14 protein-coding genes are annotated in these 18,374 nt (G+C 45.9%); 11 read left to right on the top strand and 3 right to left on the bottom strand.

Features of this window, described 5'->3' with window-relative positions; genetic code table 11:
- The first annotated feature begins 90 nt into the window (after nt 1-90).
- Nucleotides 91-1,176, top strand: a complete 1,086-nt coding sequence (locus G9U52_RS04395; protein ID WP_166146538.1) for an N-acetyltransferase DgcN family protein — start codon at nt 91-93, stop codon at nt 1,174-1,176.
- Nucleotides 1,173-2,246 (top strand): alanine/ornithine racemase family PLP-dependent enzyme, encoded by a 1,074-nt coding sequence (locus G9U52_RS04390; protein WP_207952768.1) that lies wholly within the window; start codon nt 1,173-1,175, stop codon nt 2,244-2,246. Before G9U52_RS04395 ends, G9U52_RS04390 begins: the two co-directional genes overlap by 4 nt.
- Before the next feature lie 909 nt (nt 2,247-3,155).
- Here the strand turns inward: G9U52_RS04390 and G9U52_RS04385 are convergent.
- On the bottom strand, nt 3,156-3,668 hold the full coding sequence (locus tag G9U52_RS04385; protein WP_166146536.1) for a DUF4188 domain-containing protein: 513 nt from the start codon (nt 3,666-3,668) through the stop codon (nt 3,156-3,158).
- A gap of 17 nt (nt 3,669-3,685) precedes the next feature.
- Nucleotides 3,686-4,321 carry a TetR/AcrR family transcriptional regulator gene (locus tag G9U52_RS04380; RefSeq protein WP_166146534.1) on the bottom strand — a complete coding sequence of 212 codons (636 nt, stop codon included), beginning with the start codon at nt 4,319-4,321 and terminating at the stop codon, nt 3,686-3,688.
- 203 nt (nt 4,322-4,524) lie between these two features.
- Here G9U52_RS04380 and G9U52_RS04375 point away from each other — a divergent pair, with 203 nt between their 5' ends.
- The 3 genes from G9U52_RS04375 to G9U52_RS04365 all read left to right on the top strand — a co-directional run bounded on the left by G9U52_RS04375 (nt 4,525) and on the right by G9U52_RS04365 (nt 9,497).
- Nucleotides 4,525-6,825: an ATP-dependent helicase gene (locus G9U52_RS04375; RefSeq protein ID WP_166146734.1), complete on the top strand. Its 2,301-nt coding sequence runs from the start codon at nt 4,525-4,527 to the stop codon at nt 6,823-6,825.
- 52 nt (nt 6,826-6,877) lie between these two features.
- The gene (locus tag G9U52_RS04370) at nt 6,878-7,864 is read left to right on the top strand and encodes a Gfo/Idh/MocA family protein (protein WP_166146532.1); all 987 of its coding nucleotides are present in this window, start codon (nt 6,878-6,880) and stop codon (nt 7,862-7,864) included.
- 184 nt (nt 7,865-8,048) lie between these two features.
- On the top strand, nt 8,049-9,497 hold the full coding sequence (locus G9U52_RS04365) for an SGNH/GDSL hydrolase family protein (protein WP_166146530.1): 1,449 nt from the start codon (nt 8,049-8,051) through the stop codon (nt 9,495-9,497).
- A 101-nt stretch (nt 9,498-9,598) separates the two neighbouring features.
- Here the strand turns inward: G9U52_RS04365 and G9U52_RS04360 are convergent, their stop codons facing one another.
- A complete protein-coding gene (locus tag G9U52_RS04360; protein WP_166146528.1) occupies nt 9,599-10,177 on the bottom strand; it encodes a PadR family transcriptional regulator in 579 nt (192 codons plus the stop codon).
- Nucleotides 10,178-10,422: 245 nt separating this feature from the next.
- Here G9U52_RS04360 and G9U52_RS04355 point away from each other — a divergent pair, with 245 nt between their 5' ends.
- The 6 genes from G9U52_RS04355 to G9U52_RS04330 all read left to right on the top strand — a co-directional run bounded on the left by G9U52_RS04355 (nt 10,423) and on the right by G9U52_RS04330 (nt 18,343).
- Nucleotides 10,423-11,286 carry a phosphate ABC transporter substrate-binding protein gene (locus tag G9U52_RS04355; protein ID WP_166146526.1) on the top strand — a complete coding sequence of 288 codons (864 nt, stop codon included), beginning with the start codon at nt 10,423-10,425 and terminating at the stop codon, nt 11,284-11,286.
- A gap of 18 nt (nt 11,287-11,304) precedes the next feature.
- Nucleotides 11,305-12,141: a phosphate ABC transporter substrate-binding protein gene (locus G9U52_RS04350; RefSeq protein WP_166146524.1), complete on the top strand. Its 837-nt coding sequence runs from the start codon at nt 11,305-11,307 to the stop codon at nt 12,139-12,141.
- Between the two features lie 18 nt (nt 12,142-12,159).
- On the top strand, nt 12,160-13,509 hold the full coding sequence (locus G9U52_RS04345) for a TAXI family TRAP transporter solute-binding subunit (RefSeq protein WP_166146522.1): 1,350 nt from the start codon (nt 12,160-12,162) through the stop codon (nt 13,507-13,509).
- 92 nt (nt 13,510-13,601) lie between these two features.
- Nucleotides 13,602-16,091, top strand: coding sequence for an S-layer homology domain-containing protein (locus G9U52_RS04340; RefSeq protein ID WP_166146521.1), 2,490 nt, complete (start codon nt 13,602-13,604; stop codon nt 16,089-16,091).
- Between the two features lie 264 nt (nt 16,092-16,355).
- Nucleotides 16,356-17,567 carry a sn-glycerol-1-phosphate dehydrogenase gene (locus G9U52_RS04335; protein ID WP_166146519.1) on the top strand — a complete coding sequence of 404 codons (1,212 nt, stop codon included), beginning with the start codon at nt 16,356-16,358 and terminating at the stop codon, nt 17,565-17,567.
- Nucleotides 17,568-17,581: 14 nt separating this feature from the next.
- Nucleotides 17,582-18,343 carry a DeoR/GlpR family DNA-binding transcription regulator gene (locus G9U52_RS04330; protein WP_166146517.1) on the top strand — a complete coding sequence of 254 codons (762 nt, stop codon included), beginning with the start codon at nt 17,582-17,584 and terminating at the stop codon, nt 18,341-18,343.
- Nucleotides 18,344-18,374 lie beyond the last annotated feature (31 nt).

Genomic DNA, 18,374 nt, shown 5'->3' with positions numbered 1-18,374 from the left:
TGTGCGTTTATATGGGTAAATAACCTTTTAAGCTTATTGAGATAATCGGAATTTAATTAAAAACAGCTTCAGGATATAGGGGTGTAATTAATGGAAACGGCAATTATATATTGTGAAAAAGAATTAGGAACGATGGATGGCAAGACCGCTAATGGATTAATCAGAAATTCGAAAAAATATCAAATTATCGCTGTGATCGACAGCTTGAGAGCAGGAATGGATGCAGGTGAATTTATCAATGGAGAACCCAATGGTATTCCCGTTTTTTCCAATCTTGATGAGACATTACAGAAGCTTTCCCAAAAGCCAGATCATTTTATATATGGAATTGCTCCTTCAGACGCTTTTCTCAAAGAGGATGAAAGGGCTATCATATTCAAGGCTATTGAAAATGGCATGAACATTGTGAATCCACTACAGGAATTTTTCACAGAGGATGAGCAATTCGTTAAGCATGCTGCTAAATATAAGGTGAAAATGATTGATGTCAGAAAGCCGAAGCATAAAAGGGATATGGGTCTTTTCTCGGGACGAGTATTAAATATTAATACGCCTATCGTTGCTGTTCTAGGTACGGATGGAGCTATCGGCAAAAGAACCACCTCTGTCTTATTGGAAGAGGCTTTGCTCAAAGCGGGCTTAAATGCTGTTTTTGTGGCAACAGGCCAGACCGGATTGATTCAAGGTGCCAAATATGGAGTTGCGATCGATGCCATTCCTTTTCAATATATGATAGGTGAAATCGAAAACGAAATTATGAAAGCGCATGACCAAGAGAACCCGGATATCATTATTATTGAAGGTCAAGGTGCTCTAAGCCATCCTGCCTATATTAGCTCCTGCGGAATTATTCGTGGGGCGAGGCCAGGAGCGATTATTGTCCAACATGCGCCTAAGCGAGAAAATTTGGGTGATTTTAATTTCATGAAAATGCCGCAGCTGGATAATGAAATCAAGCTAATTGAAGCATTTTCCCAGTCCAAGGTAATCGCCATTACGATTAACCATGAACGGATGTCGGATCAAGAAATCGATAGGGCGATTACGGAATATGAGCAGCAATTTAGCATTCCTGCAACGGATGTTCTTAAGCATGGCTGCGATAAGCTGCTGGACAGTATTTTTGACAAATATCCTGAATTGAAAAATAAAACAAAAAAAGCAGTTGCAAATTGATACATGCTTCAGTTACACCCAGAATCGAGATCAATCTAGCAAAAATTGCTTATAATGCAAACCAGCTTTTGCAATTATACGGTGCCAAGGGAATCGGAATTATGGGTGTGACGAAGGTAGTTTGCGGAAATCCCGCCATTGCCGAGGTGCTAGTCAATAAAGGGATCGGTGTCCTTGCCGACTCCAAGCTGGAAAATCTCAGGAAAATGCGCGAAGCAGGCATCCAGGCGCAATTCGTGCTGCTTCGAACACCTTCCTTAAGTGAGGTAAACGAAGTAATTGCTTACGCGGATATTAGCATGAACACGGAGCTCGCCATTATTCAAAAGCTTTCAGCTATAGCCCATGCCCAGAACAAGCGGCACCAAATTATTCTTATGCTCGAAATGGGTGATTTAAGAGAAGGCATTATGCCAGCAGATATGGCGGGCTTCATAGCCGAGGTGCTTGCGCTTCCGGGCGTTCAAGTTGTTGGTCTGGGAGCAAGCTTTGCCTGCTTCGGAGGGGTTAAACCAAGTGCTGTTAAGATGGACGAGCTATCTGCTATTGTACAAGGGATCGAAGACCAATTTTCATTGCCACTTATGTATATTTCGGGTGGGAACTCAGCAAATTATAACTGGCTGATGGAGGTCAAGGATACGGGAAAAATTAATAATGTACGATTGGGAGAATCGATTTATTTGGGACGGGAGCCGGTGTTCCGCGAAGCGATCTCTGGCTTGTTCACCGATGCGTTTACCTTTGTTACTGAGGTTATCGAAGCGAAAGTAAAGCCCTCCGTTCCTTATGGGGAAAAAGGGCAGGACGCTTTCGGTAACCTACCGCAATTTCAAGACCGTGGCATGATGCGCAGAGGGCTGCTTGGTGTCGGGGAGCAAGACGTGCTTGTTTCCGGGCTAACGCCCCAGGCGAATATTGAGGTGCTTGGCTCCAGCAGCGACCACATCGTGCTTGATCTGAAAAAGTCCAACCTGCAGGTAGGGGACGAGGTAAGCTTTTCTCTGAATTATAGCGCTTTGCTATCCGCTATGACATCGCCCTATGTGTTAAAAGCTTATACGCATTAAACCATAATGGCTCTTAGCGATCATAGTCCTTAGCCGCCGCAGCCCTTGGAAATCCCAAGGGTTTTTTGAAATATAAGAATTTATATGTTTGGGGTAAGCGGTGCTTACCCTTTATTTTATAAGGATTTATATGCGGCTCAACGCTCAAAACAGTGCTTGACGAAGTAAAGTTCTAATGAAGTAGACAAGAAGTCAGGAACAGGTTGAGAAAAATGAGCAATACACGAACAGTATGGAGCCCCTGGCCATCCCGTGGATGAAAGAGCTGGAAAAGCTCCAGTTAATTAATTTATAAAACCCTTTTCTAACAAATTAAAGGGAAAAACTACCGTTAATTCGAGGTAATAGGCTCGAATTGAAAAAAAAGAAGCTCATTAGCTGGAGTTTTTCCAGTAAAATGGATTATTACTACAGTTCCAGCACAATTAGCGGGAGAAATTCCAGCTCATTCATTTCATGGATTGTTGTAAATTCGTCAAGCACTGGTTTCGGTAGAGCCTTATATGCTTTTGGGTTTTAGGGCAGCCGAAGGGTTAGCCCTTATATGAATTTTTGATAAAAGGCCCAACGTCATCAAAGAAGTACAGAAATTTCGTGGCTCTGCGAATACGGGCTTTCACACAGGTTTAGGAATTAAAGAAGCAGCGACAAGCAGGGAGTAGAAGGAAGAGGACATGGGTATGGGGTGGAGGAGCGATAGCGTTCGCCTTTGAAGTTCGTGTTCCAACCGCTGGAAGCCAATAATTCAAGGAATACGAACTTCAACAGCGACTGGAACCCCATATCCATGTCCTCGCCCAACGTACAAAGGTATGGGTTTGCACAACAAAGGACCGTCCGATGGCTTCGGACGGTTTTTCTTACGTATTCTTTTCGTGCTACGGCTGGGGTCCGATGATTTTCCTGTAGCTAAGACGACGGATTCGGTGGCGTTGGAACGGCAGGCTCTCCATGCCTGCCAAGCCTTCTGCTTGCCGTTTCGCGTTTGCCGGTAGCAGCAACATGGCTGCCTGCTTTGGCGAGGCCGAAAATCGGCATATTGTTATAAACACTCTCGTATTGTCCTTCAGGTACCAGATACGTTTCATGGTAAATCCCAACAACACCGCCCGTTCCCACCTTTTTGTTGAAGCTTCGCCATGCCTCTAGATGGATCGCGCCATTGCGGGCATAATGCTCCAGCTCTTCGAAAGAGCGCCAGTATTGGACCAGGGATATCCCGCGCCAAGACATAAAAAAGCTGGTATCGAGAAAGCCCAAATCCCGATTTTGATATAGCTCTTTAACCATCGGTCCCATCGCCATAAACACAGGCAGCCATTTATGGATCGCCCATATTTTGTTGACCCGCATTCCAATAATGAAGACCACGAACGACCCCTCCATTTCAGCCGTATATCGCCCAGGTATTACTTTGCCCATGTCCGTTTCCTCCTCCTCTACCTCTGCTCCAGCAATTGAAGATGGATTTCGTAAAAATTCATAATTTCCGTGGATTCATACAATTGTGCAGACAAAAAGGCCCCGTAAAATATGGTGAATAATGTAGTGACTGCCATATCCACCGTGACATGCTTTCTTAGCCTACCATTCTGGTTCGCCTCTGCCATACAGCTTTGGAAGAGGGCAAACATATTAGGCTCCTGAGCCGCGATTACCTCATGGCCAGGGAAGAGTAGGCGAATTTCCGCATTGCTCAGCTCCGGCATACAAGGATGCATCTTCATTTCAGCCAGAAAAGAGATCAGGCTGGGCATTAAGCCTGGAGTTTCCCTGGCTTGCTCCGCCACTTTATTTAATAGATGCCGAACGGCTGAGAACTCCCTTTTACCTTCAGCTTCGATTTCAAGGATCCGGTTGGTTAACCAGACACGCATAAAATAAACGAGCAGCTCCTCCTTTCTCTGGAAATATTTGAAAAAGGTAACTCGAGACACCTCCGCTTTCCGGCAAATATCATCAAGCATGACCTCCCTGAACGTCTTATTTGCGATCAGTGATAAGCTGGCCTCATATAGGGCTACTTTATTTCGAGCCTTTTTCAATTCTCTTAAGGGGATATCTGAATGGGGCATGGGGTACACCTGCTGACTTTTGTATTAGTTAACTTCAATACATATATTAACATGAGTTAACTTATTTAGTCAAAGCAATCTTTGATTTTGCTATAAAGCTATACGCTAAAAAGTGGTGTAAAACCGCAATTCATGATAACATGATGGAACTGAAAGCTAAACGGATAGCACGGCGTTTTTGAAAGGAATATGGCGAAATGAAAATGAATAATCAAGAGCATTTTTTTCTCCGCAAGCATCTCGAAATTGGTGTAACTCTAAGCTCGGTTCAGAAGCAGGCAGTCCTTCAAACGGAGGGAGCCCTGCTTCTTTTGGCATCGCCTGGATCAGGCAAGACAACGACGATTATTATGAGAATCGGCTATTTGGTAGAGGTCATGGGCATTGCCCCTTCGCGGATTAAGGCGGTTACCTTTAGCCGTGCCTCGGCCATGGATATGAAGGAGCGGTTCAAGCGGTTTTTCCCAGAGCTTCCGCCGATCGATTTTTCCACCATACACAGCTTGGCATTCGAGATGGTCCGCGAGCATTTTCGGAAAACCAGAGTAGATTACCAGTTAATCGAAGGCAACGTGGAGCTAGCAGGCGAAGGACAGGGCCAGAGCCAGAGGAGCCAGGGTCAAAGTCATGGCCAAGGTGAGAGCTATAATCGGAACCGAAGCACACATGAAGGCATGCCCTTGCATAAAAAGCTGATTTTGCGCGATCTATACAAATCCCTTCATAACGAACCGATAACCGATGACCAAATGGAAGAGCTGACCACCTATATCAGCTATATTAAAAACAAAATGGTTCCCGAGGAAACCTGGCCATTAGTTAAATGTGAGGTGCCCAAAGCCGACAAGATTTTATGGGAATATGAGCGTTTTAAACGCACAGGCACCGACAGGCTGCTGCTGGATTTTGACGATATGCTGACGCTTGGCAATGAGATTATGGACAGGGATCGCGAGCTGCTGCACAAATATCAGATGAAGTATGACCATATGTTGACTGATGAAAGCCAGGATACCTCGCTGGTTCAGCATGCCATTATTGAAAAGCTGGTGCGTGGGCATGGCAATTTGTGCGTGGTAGCCGATGATGACCAATCGATTTACAGCTGGAGAGGTGCAGAGCCGTCCTACTTGCTCAATTTCAAGGAGGCTTACCCGCAAGCTGTCACCTTATATATGGAGCAGAACTATCGATCCTCCCAGGATATTGTAAGTGTGACCAACCAATTTATTAAACGCAACCGAAACCGTTACGACAAAAATATGTTTACGAATAATCCCTCCCATAAACCGATTCAGATAAAAAAGTTTGCCAACTATCAGTACCAGGTTAAATATCTGATTCAAGAGATTGGGAAGGTTGCGAGTCTTCGTGAGGTCGCTATCTTATATCGGAATAACGCTTCGTCAGTTATATTGATCAATGAATTCGAGAGGGCAGGAATCCCCTTTTATATGAAGGACCATGATCTGCGATTTTTCTCCCATTGGGTAGTAAGGGATATTTTGAATTTTATGCGGATGACCTTTACGGATAAACGCTCCGAGCTTTTGGAAGCTATTTACACGAAAATCAGCGGGTATATTACGAAGCAGCAAATGTCCGCACTGAAGGAAATCAACAACAATGAGTCCGTGTTTGATAACCTCCTGAATCATGTGGAGCTGCAGGAGTACCAGCGCAAGCACTTGCTTGAATGCAAAGAAACATTGGGCCAGATGAAGGACATGCCGCCGCTGCAGGCGATCAAAGTGATTCGGAGCAAGCTTGGTTATGACAAAGCGATTGAAAAGCTCAGCGAACGGCTTGGATTCAGCAAGGAAGCGGTTATTGGCATTTTGAACACGCTTGAGGAGATTGCCAACACCTTGGATACGATGACGGATTTTGCCCAGCGGCTGAAATATTTGGAAGCGGTCATGAAGCAGTCCAAGCACCAGCGCGACCACAATGTGGTGACCTTCTCTACGCTGCATAGCTCCAAGGGCTTGGAGTTTGAGCGTGTGTATATGATCGACCTGATCGACGGGATTCTGCCTTCAACGGAGGATATTGAAAAACAGGCCAAGGGCGACCCAGCACTGATGGAGGAAGCGGCCCGCTTATTTTATGTAGGCATGACACGGACCAAATCACAGCTGGAGCTGCTTACCTATCAAGAGCGTGATGGAGAAAAGGTGGTTGCATCCCAATTCGTGTCGGCGGTTCAGCATATTTTGGATCCGTCCTCGCAGCCGGTTGCGAGCAAAGCGAAGTCGGTGAAAATATTGGTGCAAAAGCCTAAGGGCTCTATAAGTCCCAATGCGATCAAAAGCAGCTCCGAGCTGGAAGTCGGGCAATTTATCCAGCATAAGGCGATTGGTCAGGGCGAAATTATGAGTATTGAGGAGGATCGGCTACAGATCCGCTTCAAAGTGGGGGTCAAGGTTTTATCGATCCGTGTTTGTATCGAGCTTGGTGTATTGGAGCGGGCTTCGGCATTATTTGATGAAAAGGCTTTTTAGTGAGATGATGAGATAGATTGGAAAATCCAAGTAGATAAAGGAGCGTGTGTGCATGTCAAACCAAACGATTAAATGGGGGATTGCCGGTCCAGGTAATATTTCCAAGCAATTTGTTAAAGATTTGGCTTTTGCTTCAGGAGCGGAAATCGTAGCTGTGGGCGGACGTAATCTTGAAAAGGCCGAAGCCTTTGCCAAGATGCATCATATTGCGAAGGCTTATGGCAGCCTGGACGAGCTGGCTAATGATCCGGATATCGATATTGTCTATTTGGGGACGCTGCATCCTGCGCATAAGGACAACACACTAACCTTTTTGCGGGCAGGCAAAGCGGTGTTATGCGAAAAGCCGTTTACGATGAACGCGGCGGAAGCCGAGGAAATGGTCACTTACGCGAAGGAGAATCGAATCTTCCTGATGGAAGCGATGTGGACGCGCCACCTGCCGGCAATCCATCAGGTAAGGCAATGGCTGGCTGAAGGAAAAATCGGCGAGGTCAAATTAGTGAAGGCCGATTTCGGCTTTAATATTGGCTGGAAGCCTGAAAGCCGTTTGCTGAATCGCGATTTAGGCGGAGGAACCTTGCTGGATGCGGGCATTTATCCGATTTCCTTTGCCTCGATGGTCTATGGCGCTCAGCCTACGAACATCCTAAGCAGTGTCAGGATGGGTGAAACCGGCGTGGATGAACAGTTTTCGCTCATATTCGAATATGAAGGCGGGCAGACTGCCGCGATTAATGGCTCGGTTCAGCTGGCAATGACCAATGAAGCCTACATATTCGGCTCTAAAGGGCATATCCACATCCCTTTATTCCTTTCAGCCCGTACGGCTACGCTTAGGGTAACAGGCGAAGAACCGGAAGTATTTCAAGATGAGCGTGTAGCGCATGGCTTTGTTTTTGAAGCGGAGGAAGCGATGGCCTGCCTGCGCGACGGACTGACAGAAAGCACCTTTATGAAGCTGGATGAAACCTTGGCTATTATGACTACTTTAGATACGATCAGAAAGCAGTGGGGTTTGGTTTATCCTGCTGATTAAACGCATTAATCCGCAGAGGCTGTCCCGAAAGTCATTACAATGGCTAAGGAACAGCCTCTTTATTGTCCGCTTCATTGTGCCACAACTTTCATTTGGGGCTTTTTTACGATAGAATTAGAGATTGTTGGATAAACTTTATTATAGAATGCTTATCAATAAATGAATAAGTGAGGATAGCCCAAACATGAAGATAACTTACACCATGCTGCTAACAATAAGTATTGCTCTATTCGTTGCCCTTTGCCTGCCTTCGCACACCTTCGCTGCCAATGATACCAGCACCACCATTCACCAATTCTATGACAATCCCAAGTCAGGTAAAATCATTGACTTTGTAGGCGATAGCACGACGGAGTCTGCTTCTGGCTTGTACGCTCGCATTTCCCAGCAATACGCGGCTCCTGGCGGTCCGCTGGAAGGAGTCACGGTCAATAACCGTGGAACGAATGGCGACACGTTACATAATTTTGTGAGTAATAGATCAACCAACTATAATACGCTGGATACGGTAATCCAGGATCATGCAGATCTCTATGTCCTATCTTATGGAATTAACGATATACGGCGAGGACCGGCACAAGGAAGCAGCCCAAATCAGATTAGAGCGGATCTGCAGAAGGCAGTGGATCGGATTCTTAATGAGACGACCGGACATATTCTTCTTCGTATCCCTAACACCTTTTTAACGAAAAATCCGCTAAAAAGTGAGCAAATCTCGCCCATTGAGAATGCCCAGTCCTATTCAGACCAATTATGGAATGTGTACCAGAGCTTTGAGGGCTACAGCGAGCGTGTCGATATTATTGACATCCCCAGCCTTATATTCGGGCGAGTAGCCATGCCGGAGCACCGCTTTATGCAGGATGCCTTACATCCCAATAGTATGGGGTACCGTGCCATAGCCGATGTGATCGTCGACAGAATTACAGGGGAAATTCCCTTAGGCGAGTGGCAAAATAAGTCCTTTGCGCCCAAAACCTTCACGGTGGAATTAAGACAGCCGACGCAGCTATATAATGACCAGAAGCTGAACTGGCAGCCGACCACTTTCTTAACCCCACAGGTGCTAACAGCGATGAAGCAAAATAGCTACTACGAAACGGCTACGGAAGCCTGGTTTCAAGTCGAGACGTGGCTTGGGAACAAATGGGTCCATGTGGACCACCCGATTATACGCTATAAGAGTTGGCTTACCAACATTCAACCCACCAACAGCAAAAAAGCCACGGTGGAGATAACTAATCAAACGTTGTTGTATAATGATGCCTATACCGACACCAGCACTTGGTATGTCATTACCCCGCAAACCGTCGAAGTAACGGATGTAGGGAATTATATGTACCGAATCAAGACTTGGGTGGGTGATAAGTGGATTCCTGCCGGAGCAACAAGCTCGCCCTTGGACTATCCCAATGGAAAAGTTGCCAATCCCGAGGACAATAAGATTGTCCCGATCGACCAGGTTCTCCAGCTTACGGCACCTACCGTTTTATCCGAATTGCCCACAACCGTGGCAACGAATAAATTAGGTGCATTGTCTCCCCAGAAGGTCAAAGCCTTTGAGAAAAAAGGTGATTGGTATCACATCCATACGACTTGGGCGGGTGATGCTTGGCTTTATCATGATATGTGAGTAAAAAAGCGTGCCTACAGCTTCTTCAGTATCCATTGAAGGGCTGTAGGCACGCTTTTTTGGTTTGTCAACGGTTGTCGGCTATATGAGCCACTTCATGGTCAGAGCTTGGCGGTTTTGCTCTTTTGGTCTAAGCTACCTTGTAAAAGCATTCCCATATTGTCACACCATTCCATATAGCTTCGCTCATAGCCCATCCTCAGATTAAGGATAGCAGCCGTTGAAAAAAGCGGGGTCTCGATATCACCATACTCCGGCCGAACGGCAAGCTCCTTCATTTTATTCGCATAAAGTAAAAGCTTTTCCTCATGCTGTCGTTTGCGGTCCGCAAGGATATTTATCATTTTTTCAGGCTCTAATAACCAGGAATTGAAAAGCTTAACGGTAAATTCGTCCCGAATTACATCGGTTTCACTAGGTGCAGCAATCCATTCCTTTAATTTTTCAAGCCCAGCGTCTGTAATTTCATAAATCTTTCTAGCAGGCCGATACCCATCTTGTTCTATAGCTTTTAGCTGAATAAAGCATGCCTTTTCCAGCTTGCCAAGCACGGGATACAGCTGGTTATTACTAATTTTCCAAAAAGGATTAATTTTGAGGTTAATTTGTTGCTTCATATCATAGCCGCTGAGTGGCTCCCGAGCAAGCAAGCTCAAGAGTGCATATTGGATGGTGTTCATACGAAATAACTCCCTTATCTTATAGTAAAGTTGAAAATATTACATGAATAAATCCGAGTTAATTTTAACCTATTCATAGATGTGCAAGCAAGCAGAAAAACCTATTGTTAAGATTATATGAAGATTGCGTTAGCAAGCAGTTTTTCTGAATAAAATTAGCTAATATAGAAGGGATACACATGTACATGGCCAAGCTCAAGCGCAGCACAATCAAGTTAGTCCTATACTAGGAGGATGAATGTTTGGTGACTACAAGAAAATGGACTACATATGCGGTATTGGCGACTTTTTTTCTAGTTGCTTATTTGGTAGTGGTGAAGCCATCTCCGGCTTCCAACAGCTATGCCGCAGTTCCCGATTCGAACGTTATTCATATTCGGGGTTCTGATACGGTACTGCCTATCGTTCAGCTCATCGCTGAAAGCTACATGGCAGACAATCCGCAGGAGAAGGTGGTTGTAAACGGTGGAGGTACAAGCCATGGAACCAAGTCATTAATCGATGATACGACCGATATCTCGATGGCTTCTGCAGGAATGACGGAAGATTTGGATCGAATGGTAAAGGACAAGAAGCTGAAATTCACCAACTATTTGATTGGTCGGGATGCGCTTGTTGTATTTGTACATCCGGAGAATCCCGTAACTGGGCTGACCCTTGAGCAGATCAAACAGATCTACAAAGGAGATATTAACAATTGGTCCGAGGTCGGAGGAGCTAATTTGGAAATTGAAGTCACCTCACAGGATCCTTCACAAGGCACCTACGAGACCTGGCGTGAGAAAGTAATGGGATCGACTTCATTTCTTACTAAGAAAACTCGCATACTTGAGTCTAGGGCGATCCAATCTTATACGGCAGCCCATAAAGGGGCTATCGGTTATATCTCTACCTTATCTGTGAACAAAACCGTCAAGCCTCTGCCTATTAACGGAATTAGCGCAGATGCCCATACAATTAAAGCTGAAACCTACCCTATTTCCAGAAACTTGTCCATTTATGTGAGGGAAGAGCAGTTGGCTCATAACAAATTATTTATAGATTACATCTTGGAGCCTGCGAAGGGACAAAAAATAGCACAAAACTACGGAATTATACCTGCGAAATAAAAGTGGAGGTGAATGGATATGAAAAAAGGGCTCATCATCTCGTTGCTATCCTTATGCTTGATGGCAGCTGCTTTATATGTAGGCTATTCGGCGTGGGCCACAGGCGAGGATAAACAAACCTTGCTGATTGCCGGTTCTTCCACGGTAGATCCATACACCGCTGTACTTGCAGAGGAGTATAAGAAAAAACATCCGAATGTGATTGTAAACCATACGGGCGGAGGATCGACACCAGGATTACTGGCCTTGAAAAAGGGTGCTATTGATTTGGCTACAATGTCGAGGGATCTCAAATGGACCGAAGAGGATGAATACACCAAGCAATATTTAATAGGGAAAAATGGTGTGGCGATAGTGGTTAATCAAGCTAATGCCCTGACCGACATTAGCTCGGATCACATTTATCAAATTTTAACAGGTGCTATAACCAATTGGAGTGCAATTGGCGGAAAGAATGAAGAGATTAAAGTGATGGGACGCGTCAAAACCTCCACGACCCGAATTATGGTTGAGGATTTAGTCATGAAGGGAGCCCCTTACACAGCGGCGATGCAGATCTTCCAGACCGCCGAAGAATTACGCAAGGCGATCGAGGATACACCCAATGCGATCGGAATATTGGGCTTGCAGGATGTAAACGACAGTATCAAAAAGCTAAAGGTAGGCGGTATTGAAATGACGCCAACAACGATCCTCACAAGCAGGTACCCACTAACCCGTTCCTTTTATTATGTTTTATATAGTGAGCCCGGTATGGAGGCTTTTGAAAAGACGAAGCTCGATTTCCTGGATTTTGTACGCAGCGAACAAGGACAAGCCATTATTGAAAAGCGCGGCGGCGTGCGAGTTTACTAAAAGGGGCAGGTGTAACGCGTGATCGACGAAGAGGTAGGCTCCAAGTTTTTGGAGGACTGGTTTCAAAAGATAATGAGCCATAAAATTGTCCGTTTGGCTTTGATTATTGTCCTTGTTGGCGTGGTTACTGGTATTTTAGGGTATTCCATATATTCCGTTATTCCCAAAAGCTATGAATTGAGCATTTCTGGCGGTGATATTTTGAGTAGCCGGCATTACTTCGCCAAAAAGCTGCAGGAGGAAGCGGAATCCAACAGGTTAAAGCTGCTTATTCAACCCGCAAACGGGAGCTTGGAAATTCTTGAGCAGGTGAATGAAGGCAAGCTTGATGTCGCTTTTATACAAGGGGGACTGGATAAAAAGTTTCCTAACGTGAATCATGTTGCTACTTTAGTACCCGAAATGCTGCATGTGCTGGTTCGTGGAGATCTTGTGGAGGATGATCTGAAAGGAACCGTCATTGACCTGGGACCGCGTGATGAAGGAACGAGAATCATCGGTAAAAAGGTACTGGATTATATGGGTCTCACGGAAGGGGTAAGCTACGTTGAAACCAATAATAGCGCCGAGGATTTAATCAGTATGCCTGCAAACAGGCTGCCTGATGTGATTTTTAATATTTCACTGACACCCTCCTATATTGCCGATTATTTTGTGAAGGATCGCGGCTACAAGCTGATGGAGCTGCCCTTTCCTAATTCTTTGGCATTACGGCAGGGTTGGGTGGCTAACGCTGAAATTTTGGCCTTTACCTACAATGTTGACCCGCCCGTGCCTGCCAAAGATATTCAAACAGTAGGAACCAACCTGCAAGTTGTAGCCAATTCCGAAGCTGATCCCAAAGCAATTTCGAAAATGCTGGAGATTTTGTATAGCCCGGCAATGGTAGGCAAGACCCGTCAAAATTTGAAGGAAGAAAACATCCTTATTGCAGCAAGCTTTCCCGTTTCGGCAGGTACGGAGTTATTTATGGCGCGTAAAGACCCGATATTTTCACAGGAGGATTTTGAGAAAATTCAAGGTATAGTCGGGATTGGTATTACTGTGCTTTCTACTCTGCTTATTGCTTTCCGCAAGAAGAAAGGGAAAGAACAGGATACAGATGATGCCGAATTCATCAGCTTGTTTAAAGAGCTTGCAGCCATTGAGACTGAGCTGAATCAACTGGATGCGAAAGGCGATTTCCAAGCGAGGCGTCTGGAGGATATCGTCTCAAGGCTGAACCAGCATAAGCAATGGGTACTGGAGCATTACGCAACCTCCGTATTGAAGGATGCCGGAATTGTGGATCGCCTTTTGTTTAGTATTAATGATTCCCGCAGCTATGCCCTGCTCCGTATTCAAAAAATACGAGGGCATGCGAGCTGAGAAAATTTTGTGGGATCCCCAGCAACCTTTATATGGAAATCACCGTCTAGAGATTAAGCGTGTAAAGGCAACGCAAAAAAGGGGGAATTCCTATGAAAATGCTCAAACAAGCAAGCACTGTAGCACTTACTTCCATGCTATTATTTTCCAGTATTCCAATGGCTATGGCAGCCGAAAGCCTGCCTGCAGCTACGAGTTCAAACGCTGCATCTGTTCCAGGAGGAGGTGACACGGGGGCAGCTTCCGTGAATGGAAGCCCAGCCTCTGATCCAGCAGCAAGCAGCTCGGCTCCTGTTTCTATGCCTGGCTCGATGCCCTATACTTCAATTCCTGCGCCCATGCCGGGCGGTGGCTCCTCCGTTTCTCCTGAGGAAGCGAAGATTACTAAGGAACAGGCGATTGAGCTCGCGAAATCTTATGTAGCCATACCGGATGGTTATGTAGTCCAATCGGTTAATTTGAGTTCGAATGGTATGGGGATCGACAGCAATAAAATTATTTACTGGAATATCAGCTTTACGAAGCTTGTGGAAGGCAAAAGCATCGGCAATATGAATGTAACGATTAATGGAGTCAGCGGCAGGCTTTTGGATTATTCCTCCTATAGCAACGACCCTAATGTTAAACCGAGCTATCCCCCGAAAGTGGACTATCAGAGAGCTAAGGAAATTGCGGCTCAATGGATTGCCAAGCTCAATGTGAATGAGCAAGGGCAGCTGCGCTTTAATGATATTTTGGAGCAGTCGCTGAAAGCGCCGCTAAACGGCTCCTATCAATATGCGATCAGGTATGACCGCATCCATAATGGTGTGGCTTTTCCGATGAATGGGATCAATCTGCAAATAAACGGGGACGGCAGCGTCACGAATTACAGCTTTAATTGGGATGAGGCAGCCACCTTTGAGCAAGCTACACCCATAAGCGAAGAAGCTGCGGCCAAAGCCTTCAGAGATAACGCTAATCTTAAGCTAAATTATATGATGCTTTATGAAGCGAAGGGTGAGAAAAAGCCTGTTATTACCTACAGCATGGATCCGCTGGTCTTGAAAGCGGTAACGGGAGAGCCTTGGAAGGAAGGACTTGCTGCCAAAGCAGTCCCTCAATCCGAACAGCCGTTGACGGAATCGCCAATAAGCGAGCCGCCGGCGAGCCATCTTAATTTGACGAAGGAACAGGCATGGGAAAAAATCAACTCTACATTTAAGCTTCCCGAGGGAGCTAAGCAAGAGGAGGCTTCCTATAATGAATCCACGAACCCGATCACAGGCGAGGTGCAATCTGTCTGGAATCTGAGGTGGAGCCAAGCGAAGGAAGACACCGTAATCGGGAGGGGTGGCTCGAACGTCTGGGCGACTGTAAATAGCAAAACTGGCGTAATTACCAGCTTTAGCCGTAATACGTATATTCCGTATGACGAACAGAAGCCAGTTGAGCCAAAGGTTACTGTGGAAGAGGCAAAAGCGAAGGCGATTGATTTTGTGAAAAAACAGCTGCCCGCGTATACCCATCAGCTAGTGCTGGATACATCCATGATTGATCAGATTCCTGCCGAACAATTAAAAATGATGAGCGCCTGGGATATTTCGTTTAAACGAATCATTGATGGTGTGTATGTGAATCAGGAAAACGTACAGGTTTCTATAGATAAAGCTACCGGCGATATGATGAACTACCATTTTAATTTCTCGAATATTGCTTATCCGGCTACGAAGCCGGCAACGATCGATGCGAATAAAGCCAAAGAACTATTACTTTCTCCTTATGTAATCAAGCTGAATTATGTAATTTTCAACCAAATGGCAGGCGGACCGATCCCGATGGAAAAGATCCGTGTGATGATGGCTGCCGGGGAGCTTCCTCCTGGCTCCGATGTTAATGGCAAGGTGGACAAAGAGGCTAAGCTGGTTTATGTGTTAACGTCGAAGTATAGTGGCGAGAGCTATTTCCTTGATGCAGCAACGGGTCAATGGAGGAGTAGCACTAATGGCGAAGTCATCTCTTTGGAAAAAATCCAGGTAACAGACCTCGAGGGCCATTGGGCTCAAAAAGAGCTGCAAATTATGCTGGATTACCAAGCTCTGGATGTAGCGGATGGGAAAGTGAATCCGAATGCTTCCATAACACGCGGCGAGCTAATCAAGATGCTCGTAATCACGATGAATGGCGGGCGTTCCGGAATCGCTTATGGAGCTGAACGCGCGGCATCATTCAAGGATGTAAGTAATGGTTCTACCTATTTTGCCTATGTAGAGAATGCGGTAGACCGTGGGCTGATTGACCTCGGGCAAGAATTTAATCCGCAGACAGTCATGACCAGGGAAGAGATGGCCGGACTCATTGTACGTGCACTTGGCTATAAGAAGCTAACGGCATATGATCATATTTTTAACAGCAGCTTCCAGGATGCAGGCTCGCTCAAAAATCGTGGCGAAGCCGCTATCGTACTTGGACTTGGCATCATGACGCTTGCTGAGAACAGCTTTAACCCTAAGCAGGAGGTAACTCGTGCTCAAGCAGCTGTTGCCTTCTTCCGCTATTTAGAGAAGCTTGCTGAATTGCAGCCTGATCAGCGTTATTATTAATAAAAGTAAGCCATTAGTTGGAATTAATGGCAATTAATTCTACTTTATAAAGTTTCCTTAAACCAGAACACGACTAACCATCGTATTCTGGTTTTTCTTTTTATCCGATCCGACTCTTCCGCTTTACATAATCTCCACATCAGAATGACACTCCCTTAATACTCAATGTTTATATTAGTAATATAAATGAGCACGAATGAACAAATAGTATCCCTAAATGTTTGAATGTGTGCGAGATTTTGTGCCGAGAGAGGAAACCATTACATGACGGATTTACTGACGCGCATTAAACAGAAGGCAGCAGGGCTCGATGAGCATGCGCAACAAAGAATTAATCTGGATCGAATCACCATTGAAGCCGGAGCCTTACAAGAAGTAGCGCCTTATCTTTTACAGAAGTCCTATCAGCAAGCTATTATCGTGGCGGATGCCACTACCTATGAGGCAGCAGGACGGAGACTTGAGGCGTTGCTTGCCCGAGCAGGGATCCAAGCGCATATAACGCTCATCAAGCCGGATCGGACCGGCGATGTATTAGCCGATGAAGCTTCGCTTATTCAGCTCATTCTCGATGTTCAACGCATGCACGCAGAGGTTGTGATCGCTGTAGGCGGGGGGACGATTCACGATATTGCGAGGTATAGTGCTTATACCACGCAAATCCCTTTTGTTTCTGTTCCTACAGCTCCATCTGTAGATGGCTTTAATTCAAAAGGAGCGCCGATTCTTATCCGTGGAGAGAAAACAACGATTTTGGCGGTTGGACCGGATGCGATTTTTGCGGATCTGGATATTTTAATGGGAGCACCGCAAGCTTTAGTGGCCGCCGGATTTGGCGACATGCTGGGTAAATATACATCTTTGTTCGACTGGAAGTTTGGTTCGCTAACCACTAATGAGCCTTATCTGCGAATAGCTGCCGATCTAACGCGGGAAGCGCTCATGCGCTGCGTCAATCAGGTGGGACAAATGGCGGGCAGGCAAGAGGAGGGCATCCACACACTAATTGAAGCCTTGATCGAATCGGGGCTTGCGATGCTGCTGTTCGGCCAATCGCATCCGGCTTCAGGTGCGGAGCATCACTTATCGCATTATTGGGAAATGGCATATATCCGTTTGGGCAAAAGGCAGCTGATCCACGGCGCTAAAGTAGGTGTAGCTACGATCCAAATTAGCAAGCTGTACCACAGAATTGCCTTGGAAGGCAGCAGACCGTGGGAGCTTGTCCTTCGAGGGGAGCAGGCAGGGCAAGCCTTCCAAATTGTCCAACAATGGGAGGCCATTTCCAAGGAACTGCAGCAAATTCCCAAGGAAGCTGAGCTTAGCGAGCTATTGAGGCAGGTTAACGCCCCTTTAACTGCTGAGGATCTAGGAGTGGGTGAGGAGCTGCTGGCAAGTAGCTTGCGGGAAGCCCATCATGTCCGTTATGGGCGGTCTACCATGCTTAAAGCCTATAACGAAATGAAGTACATGTGAATGGAGGATGGAGCTTGTTAGCAGCGGAACGGAAGCTCAGAATTATCGATTATGTAAGGCAATATAATACGGCTACAATTAGCACGCTGGCCAAGGAATTTAATGTTCATGAAGCGACCATACGACGTGATTTGAACGATATTGAACAAGAGGGAACGCTGAGACGAACGCACGGCGGGGTTATCGTCGAGCAGTGGACCCACGATGAGCCTTCCTTTGCGGAAAGATCCACACATAATTTGGAGCAAAAAATGAGGATCGGGCAAATGGCTGCCAGCCTAGTTGAGGATGGGGACCATATCATCATCGACTCAGGGACAACGACCCTGCATATTGCCAAAAATTTGGTGCATCGCTCCAACATTACGGTTGTGACGAATGATATGAATGTGGCCGCAGAGCTGAAGGATGCACCACGCATTAAGGTGATTTTAACTGGAGGCGAGCTGTATCCTTCCAGTTATATGCTCAACGGCATGTTCACCGAGCATGTGCTAAGGTCGCTGCATACGCTCAAGGCATTCATCGGGACGCCGGCGCTTCATCCACAGCATGGGTTAATGCATCCGGAAGCTCCGCTGGTTCCAGCGAAGCAGGCGATGATCAGGGCGGCGCGGGAAATTTTTGTAGTAACCGACGATACCAAGATTGGCAAGCTATCCTTGCATATGGTGGCACCTAATAGCTCCATTCATAATTTGATTACAGGCAAGGAAGCATCCGAGCAGGATCTCCATCCCTTTGTGGAAAGTGGAATCCGGGTATACACGGTGTGAAGCAAAAGCATGCATTTGATATAGAGTGAGG

The organism is Paenibacillus agricola (genome assembly GCF_011440305.1).
GTDB classification, from domain to species: domain Bacteria; phylum Bacillota; class Bacilli; order Paenibacillales; family NBRC-103111; genus Paenibacillus_S; species Paenibacillus_S agricola.
This window is presented reverse-complemented; position numbering and strand designations above follow the sequence as displayed.